13 protein-coding genes and 2 pseudogenes are annotated in these 12,757 nt (G+C 72.4%); 6 read left to right on the forward strand and 9 right to left on the reverse strand.

Annotation, left to right across the window (positions count from 1 at the left end; genetic code table 11):
- The 6 genes from JNW91_RS32655 to JNW91_RS24705 all read right to left on the reverse strand — a co-directional run.
- On the reverse strand, positions 1-260 hold a 260-nt coding region (locus JNW91_RS32655; protein ID WP_238425637.1), incomplete at its 3' end, for a hypothetical protein.
- A complete protein-coding gene (locus JNW91_RS24685) occupies positions 257-1,804 on the reverse strand; it encodes an amino acid permease (RefSeq protein WP_203177793.1) in 1,548 nt (515 codons plus the stop codon). The genes JNW91_RS24685 and JNW91_RS32655, both read right to left, overlap by 4 nt.
- Before the next feature lie 78 nt (positions 1,805-1,882).
- On the reverse strand, positions 1,883-2,446 hold the full coding sequence (locus JNW91_RS24690) for an SOUL family heme-binding protein (RefSeq protein ID WP_203177794.1): 564 nt from the start codon (positions 2,444-2,446) through the stop codon (positions 1,883-1,885).
- A gap of 32 nt (positions 2,447-2,478) precedes the next feature.
- The gene (locus JNW91_RS24695) at positions 2,479-3,216 is read right to left on the reverse strand and encodes a YqeB family protein (RefSeq protein WP_203177795.1); all 738 of its coding nucleotides are present in this window, start codon (positions 3,214-3,216) and stop codon (positions 2,479-2,481) included.
- Between the two features lie 2 nt (positions 3,217-3,218).
- Complete coding sequence (locus JNW91_RS24700; RefSeq protein ID WP_203177796.1) at positions 3,219-4,016, reverse strand: ABC transporter permease; 798 nt, start codon at positions 4,014-4,016, stop codon at positions 3,219-3,221.
- Complete coding sequence (locus tag JNW91_RS24705; protein WP_203177797.1) at positions 4,013-4,909, reverse strand: ABC transporter ATP-binding protein; 897 nt, start codon at positions 4,907-4,909, stop codon at positions 4,013-4,015. Before JNW91_RS24705 ends, JNW91_RS24700 begins: the two co-directional genes overlap by 4 nt.
- Positions 4,910-5,041: 132 nt before the next feature.
- Here JNW91_RS24705 and JNW91_RS24710 point away from each other — a divergent pair, with 132 nt between their 5' ends.
- From JNW91_RS24710 to JNW91_RS24720, 3 genes are all read left to right on the forward strand, one after another.
- Entirely contained in the window at positions 5,042-6,295 is a 1,254-nt protein-coding gene (locus tag JNW91_RS24710) for a sensor histidine kinase (protein ID WP_203177798.1), read from the forward strand.
- 77 nt (positions 6,296-6,372) lie between these two features.
- Positions 6,373-6,981 carry a response regulator gene (locus JNW91_RS24715; protein ID WP_238425639.1) on the forward strand — a complete coding sequence of 203 codons (609 nt, stop codon included), beginning with the start codon at positions 6,373-6,375 and terminating at the stop codon, positions 6,979-6,981.
- 124 nt (positions 6,982-7,105) lie between these two features.
- A complete protein-coding gene (locus JNW91_RS24720; protein ID WP_203177800.1) occupies positions 7,106-7,516 on the forward strand; it encodes a hypothetical protein in 411 nt (136 codons plus the stop codon).
- Between the two features lie 98 nt (positions 7,517-7,614).
- On the opposite strand, the gene JNW91_RS24725 is transcribed toward JNW91_RS24720, so the two are convergent.
- Positions 7,615-8,403 carry a D-Ala-D-Ala carboxypeptidase family metallohydrolase gene (locus JNW91_RS24725; protein WP_203177801.1) on the reverse strand — a complete coding sequence of 263 codons (789 nt, stop codon included), beginning with the start codon at positions 8,401-8,403 and terminating at the stop codon, positions 7,615-7,617.
- Positions 8,404-8,707: 304 nt separating this feature from the next.
- Between JNW91_RS24725 and JNW91_RS24730 the strand changes: the two genes are divergently transcribed.
- Together JNW91_RS24730 and JNW91_RS24735 are read left to right on the forward strand one after the other, a co-directional pair.
- Positions 8,708-9,346, forward strand: a complete 639-nt coding sequence (locus JNW91_RS24730; protein ID WP_203177802.1) for a DUF6642 family protein — start codon at positions 8,708-8,710, stop codon at positions 9,344-9,346.
- Between the two features lie 42 nt (positions 9,347-9,388).
- A pseudogene (locus JNW91_RS24735) lies at positions 9,389-9,852 on the forward strand (PPOX class F420-dependent oxidoreductase).
- Between the two features lie 11 nt (positions 9,853-9,863).
- On the opposite strand, the pseudogene JNW91_RS24740 reads toward JNW91_RS24735, so the two are convergent.
- Both JNW91_RS24740 and JNW91_RS24745 read right to left on the reverse strand, forming a co-directional pair.
- Positions 9,864-10,506, reverse strand: a pseudogene (locus tag JNW91_RS24740) (NAD(P)-dependent oxidoreductase).
- A gap of 53 nt (positions 10,507-10,559) precedes the next feature.
- On the reverse strand, positions 10,560-11,792 hold the full coding sequence (locus JNW91_RS24745; RefSeq protein WP_203177803.1) for a serine hydrolase domain-containing protein: 1,233 nt from the start codon (positions 11,790-11,792) through the stop codon (positions 10,560-10,562).
- Between the two features lie 98 nt (positions 11,793-11,890).
- On the opposite strand from JNW91_RS24745, the gene JNW91_RS24750 reads away from it, so the two are divergent.
- Positions 11,891-12,484 carry a pentapeptide repeat-containing protein gene (locus JNW91_RS24750; protein WP_203177804.1) on the forward strand — a complete coding sequence of 198 codons (594 nt, stop codon included), beginning with the start codon at positions 11,891-11,893 and terminating at the stop codon, positions 12,482-12,484.
- The last annotated feature ends 273 nt before the right edge of the window (positions 12,485-12,757 follow it).

The following is a 12,757-nucleotide window of genomic DNA, read 5'->3' on the forward strand; positions in this document are numbered from 1 at the left end:
GGTGTCGCACTGGTCCGGGCGGTCCCGCCCGGCCCGCGCGTCCTGGCGATGGCCGTCCTCGGCGCGGTGGTGCTCACCGGGGTCACCCTGCTGGCCTGGGACTGGCCGGGCGGCCGACCGGCCTGGCGGCACCACGCGCTGGCGGCTCTCGCCGCGCTGGCGGGCCCGGTGCCGATGGTGCTGGCCGCGGTCGTCGCCATGATGGCACTGCTGCCGGTCGGCGCGACGTTCACCGCGCTGGCCGGCAACAGCCCGATCAACGACGCCGACTCCGACGTGCTGCTCTCGCTGGCGGGGGTGCTCGCCGGACTCGGGATGGCGCTGTTGCTGGCCGGGCCGCCCGCGCTCGGTCACCTCCCTGGCCCGGTCTCGTCCGGGCCGGACCGGCGCCCGGCGGGCGGCCGGCGAGTGCCGAGCGGCGGTAACCGTAGAAGGCGTAGATCAGCGCGCCGATCACGAACCAGACGGCGAAGCGAAGCCAGGTCTCCGGTGCCAGGAAGGTGATCAGCCAGACCGAGAAGAGCGCGCCCACCACCGGTACGACCGGCATGCCCGGCAGGCGGAACGTGCGCGGCGCGTCCGGGCGGCGGTAGCGCAGCACGATCACCGCGACGCAGACCACCACGAAGGCGAGCAGGATGCCGATGTTGGTGAGTTCCGCCGCCTCCCGGATCGGTAGGAAGCCGGCGATCACCGCCGAGGCCACCCCGACGATCCAGGTCACCCGGGTCGGCACCCGACGGACCGGGTGCAGCTTCCCGAACCACGCCGGCAGCAGGCCGTCCCGACTCATCGAGAACCAGACCCGCGTCACGCCCAGCATGAAGGTGAACATGACGGTCAGGATCCCGATGATCGCGCCCACGGCGATCACGCTGGCCAGCCCGGACAGGCCGACCGAGGCGAACGCGGAGGAAAAGCCGCTCTCCGAGTCGATGTCGCGGTAGTTCTGCATCCCGGTCAACACCAGGGTGGCCAGCACGTACAGCACCATCGAGATGGCCAGCGACCAGATGATCGCCTTGGGCATGTGCCGGCGGGCGTCGCGGGACTCCTCGGCGGCGGTGCTCATCGCGTCGTAACCGAAGACGGCGAAGAAGACGGTGGCCGCACCGGTGAACGCCCCACTCAGCCCGAACGGAAAGAAGGGCGAGTAGTTGGACGTCTTCACGTGGAAGAAGCCGACCACGATCACGAGCAGGACGACGGCCACCTTCAGCCCGACCACGACCGTCTCGAACCGGGCGGCGGTCTTGATGCCCCGGTTGAGCAGGAACGCGATCAGCAGGCAGAGCACCACGGCGAAGAGGTCCACCACGTGCCCGTCGCCGGTGCCCGGCGCCCCGAGCATCCAGGCGGGCAACTCCGCACCCAGCTCACCGACGAGGAAGCCGAAGTAGCCGGAGATGCCGATCGCCACCACCGCGACGATCGCGGTGTACTCCAGCAGCAGGTCCCAGCCGATGAACCAGCCGACCGCCTCGCCGAGCACCGCGTAACCGTAGGTGTAGGCCGAGCCGGCCTTGGGGATCATGCCGGCGAACTCGGCGTACGACAGTGCCGCGGCGGCGCTGGCCAGACCGGCGATCAGGAACGACACCAGCACCGCCGGACCGGCGGTCTCGTTGGCCACCGCGCCCGCCAGCGCGAAGATGCCGGCGCCGATGATGCCGCCCACGCCGATCGCGGTGAGCTGCCACAGGCCGAGCGACCGGGACAGCCCCTCCCCGGTCTCGTCGGCTATCTCGTCGACCGGCTTGCGGCGGAACATCCCACTGCCGCCGCCGGTGCTCGTGGAGGTCATCGTCGTCCCCCTTCCCACCGCGCCCCCGCGCGGCCGCTGCTGCCACTCTCACCCATGCAGCGACGGAGGTAAATACCCCTACTCGACGACCGGGAGCACGACCTCGTTGCGGCGCAGAAACCACGGTTTCCACGGCGGGTCGAAGCGCGCGTACCGGATGGCGCCGGTGGGTTGCAGCCCGGCCGCGGTCACCGACCGGCCGAGCATGGTGGCCCGCTGGCTGAACGCCCGCTCCGTCCACCGCCCGGAGAAGCGCATCGCCGCCGCGAGCTGCTGCGGGATCGCCCGGACCCGTACCCGGGGGTCCACCGGCTCGGGCAGGGTGGCGGTGGTGAAGGTGGCCGGCATGACGAACTGGATCAGGTACGCGCCCGGCCGCTCGCCCTCGATCTGGACCACCGGGGCGGTCATGGCGATCTTCTCCGAGCCGCTGGCCGCCGACATCGCCGGCGCGGCCGAACCGATCGGGTGCCGAGCCCGATTGGCACCCCCGAGGTAGCCGGCGAGCGGCCGGAACGCCTCTATCGGCGCCCGGGTGAAGGACGCCTGGATCTGCATCTCGGCCACCAGGTGGGCCGGGTACCGGCGCAGCTCGAAGCCGGGGTGTCGGGACACCACCCGGTACGGCTGCTGTTCGGTCATCGCGCGGCTCCCAGGGTCTTCTGGGACAGACGCTACCGCCCTCCCGGCTCCCGCTCGGCCGAAGTCGGCCGGCCCGCCTCCGGGGTGACGGCGCGCCAGTACTGCCGTTTGCCCTCGTCGCGTACCACCACCCCGATCCGGCCGAGTTCGCGGCGCAGCTCCCGCACGTCGTCGCGGCGGTTCCGCCCGAGCGCCCGTTCGCGGGCCCGCAGCAGAGCGTCCGCGCCGGCGGGCAACCCGGGCAGGTCGGGCACCCAGAGCCGGTACGCCGACCGGTGCGGATCGCCGTCCGCCCAGCCCCAGCCGTGCGCCCGGAACGCCGCCGCGAGTGGGGCGGACGGCAGGTCGGTCGGTTCCCGGGCCAGCTCCGCGCCGTCGGCGTCGAGCAGCACCAGGTGCCCGTCGTCGACGAAGACCACGCGGGTTTCCGCCCGAGCGACGTCCCGGCCGGTGCCGGACCGACGCAGCCGGACCTGCGCCGCGTCGACGGTGACGATCAGCCGTTCGGCGGTGCCGATCCCGGCGACGACCAGTCCGCCCAGTACGCCGACGGTGATCGTGCCGATGGTGGCCTGCGGCTCGGGCAGCCGGTCCAGCAGCTCGATGAAGTCCTGGAACGGCACCCAGGACAGCCCGGCGAGCCAGCCCGTCGCGGCGGCGAGGAGCCATCCGGCGCCCGCGCCGAGCAGCGGGAAGCCGCCCCACATGACCGCCAGCTCCAGCGGGCCGCCGCTGACCACGGTGCGTGGTCGGTAACCGGCCACGTCCATGATCAGGACACCTCGCGGCGCAGCGTCCGGATCAGACCGGCGGCCAGCGGGAGGACCATCCAGACCAGCAGCGACACCGCGATCCGCCCCCACTGCTCGCCGGTGAGGACGTCGCTGGCGAACAGCGGTTCCATGGTCCTGCTGGTGTCCAGCCAGCCGGCCGGGCCGCGCAGGGGCCGGACCATCTCGCCGAGCACCCCCCACAGGGTGGGCAGTAACAGGTAGCCGACGATGGCCAGCGGCGGGTTGAGCAGCAGCAGACCGAAGGCGGCGCCCATCAGCACGCTCGTGACCTGGAGGACCACCGCGTGCAGGAGCAGCAGCGCGTCGATCCGCCAGGTGCCCGCGCCGCCGGTGGCGGACGCCACCAGCGTGCCGGCGGCGGCGACGACGAGGCTGGCCAGCACCGAGGCGAGCGCGGTCAGCATCACGGCGTTCAGCTTCGCGATGACGACCCGGTCCCGGCGGGGCACCAGGGCGTACGTGGTGAGGGCCGTGCGTTGCGACCACTCGCTGGTGATCGACAGGATGCCGAGCACCGGCAGCAGCACCCCGACCGGCAGCAGCGAGGGTGTGAAGAAGTTGACGAACGTCTGCTCGGCGTCCTTCGCGTAGATCAGTTGCAGGGTGACGATCGCGGCGGCGACCAGGCCGATGGTGATCAGCAGCCAGCGACCGGCCCGGGTGTCGACGAGCTTGCGCAGCTCCACGACGGTGAGCCGGAGCAGCGACGGTCGGTGTGCCGGGGCGTGCTGCCGGGGCGCGACGGCGCCGGCGGCGGGCGCGGTGGTGGTGGTCATCGGACGGCCTCCTTGGTGGATTCGCCGGCGGTCAGGGTGAGGAAGAGCTGTTCGAGGCCGCCGCTGCCGGCGGGACGCAACTCGGTCAGCGCGATCCCCGCGTCCGCGGCGGCCTGGCCGACCGTCTCGGCGTCGGCCTGCACGACCACGCCGTCGCTGCCGTCGGCGGCACTCAGACCGGCCGCGTCCAGCGCCCGGCGCAGCGCCGCGCCGTCGCGGGCCCGCACGAGGGTGCCGCCACCGGACAGCAGCTCGCTCTTGTCGCCCTGGGCCACGATCCGGCCGCCCCCGATCACCACCAGCCGGTCCGCGACCGCCTCCACCTCGCGCAGCAGGTGGGAGGAGAGCAGCACGGTGCCGCCCCGGTCGGCGAAGTCGCGCAGCAGCCCGCGCATCCAGAAGATCCCCTCCGGGTCCAGGCCGTTCGCCGGCTCGTCGAGGATGAGCACCCGGGGGTCGCCGAGCAACGCCTGCGCCAGTCCGAGCCGCTGCCGCATGCCCAGCGAGTACGCCCGTACCCGACGCTTCGCCGCCACCGCGTTCAACCCGACCAGGTCGAGCTTCGCGGCGACCTCCCGGCGGTCCAACCCCATGGTGTACGCGGACAGCGTCAACGCCTCCCGGCCGGTGCGCCCGGCGTGCTGCGCGGAGGCGTCCAGCAGCACCCCGACCTCCCGTCCCGGGTTGGGCAGCTCCCGGTACGGCCGCCCGGCGACGGTGGCCCGACCGGCGGTCGGTGCGGTGAGCCCGCAGATCATCCGCATGGTGGTGGACTTGCCGGCGCCGTTGGGGCCGAGGAAGCCGGTGACGGTGCCCGGCTCGCAGTGGAACGACACGTCGTCCACCGCCGGGTGTGGTCCGTATCGCTTGGTGAGGTTCTCCACGGTGATCATGTGGTCGAGCCTGCCCGCGCCGCCCGGCCATCCGCTGCGGCCACCGGTCGGTGCCGGGCCGACCTTGGTCGACTCCGGGGTTTCGACTTTGGTAGCTGGTCGGGGTGCCCGTCGGCTGCCTAGCATGGCGGCGTGACCAGCATCGCCGTCCCGGAGCACCCCTGGCTGCTGCCAGGGGAGCTGGTCGTGCGGGCGGAGCCCGAGCGGGCGCGTCCGCGCCGCACCACCCGCGACTGGGTGGTGGACAGCCTGGCCTTCCTGATCGGCCTGCTCTGGGTGCTGTTCGCCACCCTGGACGCCCTGTCGCCCGCCCCGGAGGCGGCAATTCCACTGCCGCACGACTGGATGGTCGGCGCGGACGCGCTGCTCGGGCTGGTCTGCTGTGGGCTGCTCTGGGTGCGGCGGCGGTGGCCGCTTGGGCTGGCGGTGGCCACCCTGCCGTTGAACCTGTTCTCGATGGCCGCGGCCGTACCGCTGCTGATCTTCTACTTCACCGTGGTGGTGCATCGGCGCACCGCCGTCGCGATTGCGATCACCGGTGCCGGCCTCGTCACCAACCTGGTCTTCAGTTGGACGCGCCCGGACCCGAACTGGCCGTACTGGGCCACGGTGTCGTGGGGCGTGGTGATCACCCTCGCCGTGCTGGCCTGGGGGATGTTCGTCCGCGCCCGGCGGCAGTTGATCGTGTCGCTGCGGGAGCGCGCCGAGCGGGCCGAGGCGGAGCAGCAGCTCCGCGTCGCCCAGGCCCGCCATCTCGAACGCACCCGCATCGCGCGGGAGATGCACGACGTGCTGGCCCACCGGATCTCGCTGCTCAGCCTGCACGCGGGTGCGCTGGAGTTCCGCCCGGACGCGCCGGCCGACGAGGTGGCCCGAGCCGCCGGGGTGATCCGGGGCAGCGCCCACGCCGCCCTTCAGGACCTGCGCGAGGTCATCGGGGTGCTCCGGGCCGAGGACGACGGCGGCGACGACGCCCCGGAGCCGCCGCAGCCCACCCTCGCCGACCTGCCGGCCCTCATCGGCGAGTCGCGGGCGGCCGGGGTGCGGGTGAACGTGACCGACAGCGTCGTCACGCCGGAGGACGTGCCGGCGGCGCTGGGTCGGGCCGCGTACCGGATCGTGCAGGAGGGGTTGACCAACGCCCGCAAGCACGCGGCCGGCGCGGCGGTCACCGTGGACCTGGCCGGCGGTCCGGGCGCCGGGCTGACCGTGGCGATCTGCAACCGGTGGCCGGTCGGCGCGCCGACCGGCGGCACACTGCCGGGCGCCGGCACCGGCCTGGTGGGCATCACCGAGCGGGTCACGCTCGCCGGCGGCCGGGTGGCGTACGGCCGGGACGACGCGGGCGACTTCCGGCTGGCCGCCTCGCTGCCGTGGCCGGCGTGACCGGGACCGGGTCGGCCGCTGCGCCGGTGCGGGTGCTGATCGTCGACGACGACGCGCTGGTCCGGGCCGGGCTGTCGATGATTCTCGGCGGCCTGCCGGACCTGACCGTGGTGGGTGAGGCGGCCGACGGCGGCGAGGTGCCCGCCGCGGTCGCCGCGTACGCCCCGGACGTGGTGCTGATGGACATCCGGATGCCACGGGTGGACGGGTTGACCGCCACCGAGGCGCTGCGCGCCCAGCCGCACCCGCCGGAGGTGCTGGTGCTGACCACCTTCGACGCCGACGAGCAGGTGTTGCGGGCGCTGCGCGCCGGGGCCGCCGGTTTCCTGCTCAAGGACACCCCGCCGGCGGAGATCGTGCACGCGGTACGGCGGGTCGCGGCCGGTGAGGCGACGCTCTCCCCGACGGTGACCCGGAAGCTGATCGCCCACGTCACCTCCGCACCGGGCCCGACCGGTCCCGACCCGCGCCAGGAGCGTGCGCTGCGGCTGCTCACCGGGCTCAGCGAGCGGGAGCGGCAGGTGGCCGTCGCGTTGGGCCGGGGCCGCACCAACGCGGAGATCGCGGGGGAGTTGTTCATGAGCGTGGCGACGGTGAAGGCGTACGTCTCCCGGCTGCTGACCCGGCTCGACCTCAACAACCGGGTCCAGGTGGCGCTGCTCGTCCACGACGCCGGCCTGGTTTGAGCGAAGACGGTCCAGACGACCGGCTACCGGAATTGAACTTTCGTCCGGTGCCGGCCGTACCCATGGCCGAGGATGTCGGTGCGGTTAGTCCGCCGTACCGCTGCCGAACTGCGGGAGGCCTGCCGTGCGAGTTGGTGAGCAGTCGACGGATCCCATCGACCAGGTACTGGGTGAGGTGCCAGTGCCGGCGCCGTTGACCCCCGAGGATGTCCGGCTCGCGGTCCGGGCGGTGGTCGTGCACACAGCCGAGGAGTGGCCCACCGGGCCGCTGTGCCGCAACGACGGCGCCTCCTACCCGTGCCGCCTGCACCGTTGGGGACGGCGGGTGCTGGAGACACACGGGCTCAACGAGCGGCAGATCGAGGCGTTGATCCGGCACGGCAACCCGTTCGTGCACGTACCCTTCCCGTTCACGGCGACCGGGCCCTCGCGGCAGCAGGCCGCGCGGGTCGTTCCGCCGAGGGTGCGACCCACCGCTGCTGGCCGGCCGGTGACTCCCCCCGTCACCGCGCCGCGCTGGCCCCGGGCGAGCTGAGCGCGGCACCCCTCCGCCCGCCCGACCCGGGGCACACGACGTCGGCCCGCCGCGAAGATTCCCCCTCCGCGTCGGGCGACGTCGCTCCGGCTGTCTGCTCAGTCGTTGCCGGCTCCGATTCCGCAGTCCGGCGCGGACCAGCTCGTCGTGTTCGAGCTGCGGTCGCTGTTGTTCTCCCGCCGCGAGTCGACGTGCACGTGGTCGTCGTGGTCGGGGTAGCCGGGTCCGTAGATGCCGCTGAAGCCGTTGTTGCGGGCGTTGCGGGCCACCTGGCACAGCGACGACGTCCGCGAGGTGACGTCGGCCGCGTTGCCGTACAGGTGCTGGCTGTCCGACGCGCCGCCGACCTGGTTGTTGCAGGCGCGGCTGCGGTAGCCGCTGGACACCCTGAGCGGCTTGTCGCCGAGGCTCCTGCGCAGCGCCTCCAGCTTCCACATGGTGCGCAGCGCGTTCTGCTTGGTCTGGTTGGCCGACAGCGGGCCGCCGCTCCACCCGCTCCCGCCGCACCCGTTGTCCAGCTCGGTGTAGCTGAAGTGCGCGGGCGTGCAGTCGTTGTCCTGTAGCTGGTACAGCTTGGCGTAGGTCTGTGGGCCGGCGATCCCGTCGGCGCGCAGCCCGTACGCCTGCTGGAACCGTTTGACCGCGGCGGCGGTCTTGGGTCCGTAGCGGCCGTCGTTCTCCACGATGTCCCGGTTGCCGGCCCAGCCGGCGACCCGGATCTGCAACTGGCGGACGTCGTCGCCCGAGCGCCCCTGGGTCAGGGTGCGGTTCCACGTGTAGCAGCCGTCCGCATGCGCCGCGGGTGCGGCGACGACCGCGGCGATCGCTGCCCCGGGCAGCGCCAGGGCGAATGCGACGGCGGCTCGCTTCCAGGTGTTTACGCGCACAGAAGTCCTCCCGATAGGAGAGCGAATGGGGTGGCTTCGGGACATCGACCGACGCGTCCCGTGATTTCCACCCTCGCACTGATCGGTGCGGTTGGCGGCAATTAACGAGAATTGTCCTCACGATCTGCCGGCGCTGGGTCTTGGCTGTGAATTCGGCTGATTTGCCAAACAGCCATGTGCTCCCGATCGCCCCTCGGTGGGGTCAAGCACGACGAACGTCGCAATCGACCCCACCGAGGGTGATGTTCCCCGGCCTTCCGCGGGCGGTAACGTCAGCCCGGGCGGTGGACTGGCGGAGGTGCACGTGGCACGCGGTGGCGTCTTCTGTGTCGAGGGTCAGTGGCACCGCGACCTCAACGAGCGGGGCTCCGTGCTGCCCACCCTCGAACTGCTGGAGCGGCTCGGCAAGATCCGCTTCATCCACAAGGACGCGGCGACCCGCGACGAGCTGTTCTACTTCCTGGACCGCTGGCTGCTCAAGCAGTACGCGGACCACCGTGTCGGCTTCTTCGCCATGCACGGCGAGCCGAGCCGACTCTGCCTCACCGACTGGCAGTCGGTGGAGTTGAGCGAGGTCGCCGAGTTGATGGCCGGACGGTGCGAGGGGCGGCGGCTCTATTTCGGCAGCTGTTCCGTGCTGCGCGCTTCCGACGCGGTGCTGCGCGAGTTCCTGGAAGTCACCGGAGCGGCTCTGATCTGCGGTTTTACCCGAGAAGTGGACTGGGTTGAATCGGCGGCCTTCGAAACCGTGCTCCTCGACGTACTGGCCAACGGACAACGACACAATGCCGCCGAACTGCGGATGGGCTCGGCCCACTGGGCGCCGCTCGCGTCGTACCTCGGCTTCCGGGTGATCTACGCCAACGGCCGAGCCTGGCGTCCGACCGGCCGCCCCCGGGTGCCCACCCAGGCGGTGCACCGCACCGCGACCCGGCCCCGCTGACCCGCCGCCGCCGCGTCGCCGTCACCCTGGTAGGAACGGGGAATGGCGCGCAGCATCGCGAAGAACACCCGGGTCGACCGGGACACCCTGCTCGACTTCCTCCGGCCGCGGCACCGCGTCGTGCTGATGACCACGCGAGCCGACGGCGCCCGCAGTCCTCCCCGGTCTCCGCCGGCGTCGACGGACAGGGTCGGCTGGTCGTCTCCACGTACCCCGAGCGGGCCAAGGTGACGAACATCCGCCGTGACCCCCGGGTGTCGGCCTGCGTGCTCAGCGACGACTGGAACGGCCCCTGGGTGCAGCTCGACGGGACCGCCGAGGTGCTGGACCTGCCCGAGGCGCTGGAGCCGCTGGTCGAGTACTTCCGCAGCATCTCCGGCGAGCACCCGGACTGGGACGACTACCGGGCCGCCATGGTGCGCCAGGGCAAGTCGCTGATCCGGGTCACCATCGACTCCTGGGGGCCGATCGCCACCGGCGGCTTCCCCGCCCGCCTCGCCGACTGACCAGCCTCGACTCAGTAGGCGGCGGTGAAGCGCGCGTTCTGGTGCCGAGGCTGCTCGATCTCGTCGATGATCGCGACGGCCAGGTCCTCGTAGGTCAGCACCGAGCGGCCCTGGTCGTCGGTGACCGGCTCGTCGCCGCCGGTGCGGTAGTGCCCGGTGCGCTCGCCCGGGTGGAACTCCAGCGGCGGCGGGGAGACGTACGTCCAGGTCACCCCGTCGGCGGCGGTGCGGTAGTAGTCCAGCGCGTCAGCCTGGCCCAGCGCCGATTCCCGGTACTCCGTCGGGAAGTCCGGCTCGTCCAGGATGCGCGTACCGCGCGGGGTGAGCAGGGTCGACCCGCCACCCAGGTGGATGATCCGCGGCGCGGCCGGCATCCCGCGCAGCGTGGTCACGAGGTTCTCCGCCGCGTTGCGCCACAACTCGCGCTCCCCACCGCCGATGGCCACCACCAGCGCGTCCGCGTCCGGCGCCAGCTCCCGGACGCTCCGCTCGCTGGTGGCGTCGCCGGTGACGACCCGCACCCCGTCGGGAAGGTACGAGGTGGCCTCCGGTCGGCGAACCGCGGCAATCACCCGATGCCCCCCGGTCGACCGCCTCGGCGGTGACCCGCGACCCCGCGGTCCCGCCCGCGCCAAACACGACGATGGTGCTCACCACCCCAGGCTAGGGACCGGACGCGACGCCCAGTGGTGGAACGGCGATCCCGGTCAGTCGACCAGGGCGGCGTAGACCAGTTGGCGCAGTTGGGAGCGCAACGGGTACGTGCTCGACGGCATGAGCTGGGTGAACAGGAGCGCGGTGATCTCCTCGGCCGGGTCCACCCAGAACGCGGTGCTGGCCACCCCACCCCAGTAGTACTCGCCGACGCTGCTCGGCACCCGGCTGGGGATCGGGTCGTCGACCACCGCGAAGCCGAGACCGAAGCCGATCCCGTCCAGGGTCGTCTCGGCGAAGCCGCCGGTGGACAGGGTGCCGAGGTCCTGACCCCCGGGCAGGTGGTTGCGGGTCATGAACCGCACCGTGCGTGGCCCGAGCAGGCGGACCCCGTCGACCTCGCCGCCGCGCAGCAGCATCTGCGTGAAGCGGTGGTAGTCGGCGGCGCTGGAGATCAGGCCGCCGCCACCGGAGAGCAGGGACGGCTTGCGGTACGCGAGCGCGCCGACGCTGTCGTAGCGGACCGCCCGGCCACCGCGCGGGTCCGGTACGTAGAGCGCGGCCAGCCGCTCGGCCTCGTCGCCCTCCACCCACCAGCGGGTGTCGGTCATCCCGAGCGGGCCGAAGATCCGGTCGGCGAAGAACGCGTCGAGGCTCTGCCCGGAGATCACCTCGACGAGTCGGCCGAGCACGTCGGTGGCGACCGAGTAGCCCCAGGCGGTGCCGGGCTGGAACAGCAGCGGCAGCTCGCCGAAGGCCGCGCAGGCGCCGGCCAGGTCGACGTCCGCCGGCGGGTACAGGTCGTAACCGGCGGCCCGGTACAGCCCGTCGACCACCGAGGTCTGCATGAAGCCGTACGTGAGGCCGGCGGTGTGGGTGAGCAGGTGCCAGACCCGGATCGGCTCGACCGCCGGCACCGTGTACGGCTTGAGCGTCGACCCCTTGGAGTAGACCCGCAGGTCGGCGAACTCGGGCAGCCAGCGGCTGATCTCGTCGGTCAGCTCGAACCGGCCCTCCTCCCACAGCATCATGGCCGCGACCGAGGTGACCGGTTTGGTCATCGAGTAGATTCGCCAGAGCGTGTCGGCCTCGACCGGAGCGCCCGACTCGGTGTCCCGCAGCCCGTACGTCGAGGAGTGCGCCACCTCGCCGCGCCGGGTGACCACCACCTGCCAGCCGGCCAGCCGGCCGTCGTCGACGTACCGGCCGAAGTGCTCGTCGATCCGCGCCAACCGCGCCGGGTCGAAACCGATCTGATCCGGGTCCTTGCTCCGAGCGACACTCACGTCGCCGAACCTACTAGCCGGTACGGCGGTACCGGAAGGGGGCCTTCACCGGCCCGTCCCGCCCGTCGGCCGTCGGTGGCCGGCACTAGCCTGACCGGATGCCGGAGCTGACCGAGGACGTGACCTTCCGCCACGAGGACTGGTACGGCGAGGAGTTGGCCGACCGCCACTTCGTGGGCTGCGATTTCTTCCAGGTGGACCTGACCGAGGCGGTGAGCCGCGGTGCGGTCTTCACCGGCTGCACGTTCGGCACCGTGCGGTTCAACGCCTCCCGGCACGTCGACTCGGCCTTCACCCGCTGCGTCTTCAAGCGGTGCAACTTCTTCGAGGCCGAGTTCACCGGCTGCAAGCTGGTCGGCAGCACCTTCGCGCAGTGCGACCTGCGTCCGCTGCGGGTGGACGGTGGTGACTGGTCCTTCGTCGCGCTGCCCGGCGCGGACCTGCGCGGCGTTCGCCTCACCGACGTGCGGATGCGCGAGGCCGACCTCACCGGGGCCAACCTCACCGGTGCCACGGTGACCGGCGTCGACCTCTCCGGCGCGCAGTTGCACCACTGCCGGCTCGGCGGCGCCGACCTGCGCCGCAGCGACCTGACGGCGCTCGACCCGACGACCGTCGAGCGGGCCGGCGCCATCGTCGACGCCGAGCAGGCGGTGCTCATCACGCAGGCGCTCGGCTTCCGGATCGGCTGACACCGGGGTCGTTCGCGCTCGGGCCGGAAGGGTCCGGTTGTCCGAAACCTTCCGGTTCCGGACTGGACAGGCCTGCCGGTCCGGATCTAGCGTGTCGTCCACGCCGGTGCAAACGTGAAACGGCCCACAGTGGACGGTGCGATCCGCGACGGTCGATGGTGGCCGGGCGGTGGAGGTGGACCTCCGATTGCGTCCATCTCCGTGATCCTCCGGTAGCTCCGGCCTGGGCGCCAGGTGTCGGGGACCCGAGGCCGACCCGTTCGTGCGCCCCCT

It is taken from the genome of Micromonospora parastrephiae, from assembly GCF_016802865.1.
GTDB lineage: Bacteria > Actinomycetota > Actinomycetes > Mycobacteriales > Micromonosporaceae > Micromonospora > Micromonospora parastrephiae.

Coding starts and splice junctions, on each gene's coding strand:
- JNW91_RS24685 (WP_203177793.1), bottom strand. CDS start 1,804: ATGACCTCCACGAGCACCGGCGGCGGCAGTGGGATGTTCCGCCGCAAG.
- JNW91_RS24690 (WP_203177794.1), bottom strand. CDS start 2,446: ATGACCGAACAGCAGCCGTACCGGGTGGTGTCCCGACACCCCGGCTTC.
- JNW91_RS24695 (WP_203177795.1), bottom strand. CDS start 3,216: ATGGACGTGGCCGGTTACCGACCACGCACCGTGGTCAGCGGCGGCCCG.
- JNW91_RS24700 (WP_203177796.1), bottom strand. CDS start 4,016: ATGACCACCACCACCGCGCCCGCCGCCGGCGCCGTCGCGCCCCGGCAG.
- JNW91_RS24705 (WP_203177797.1), bottom strand. CDS start 4,909: ATGATCACCGTGGAGAACCTCACCAAGCGATACGGACCACACCCGGCG.
- JNW91_RS24715 (WP_238425639.1), top strand. CDS start 6,373: ATGATTCTCGGCGGCCTGCCGGACCTGACCGTGGTGGGTGAGGCGGCC.
- JNW91_RS24750 (WP_203177804.1), top strand. CDS start 11,891: ATGCCGGAGCTGACCGAGGACGTGACCTTCCGCCACGAGGACTGGTAC.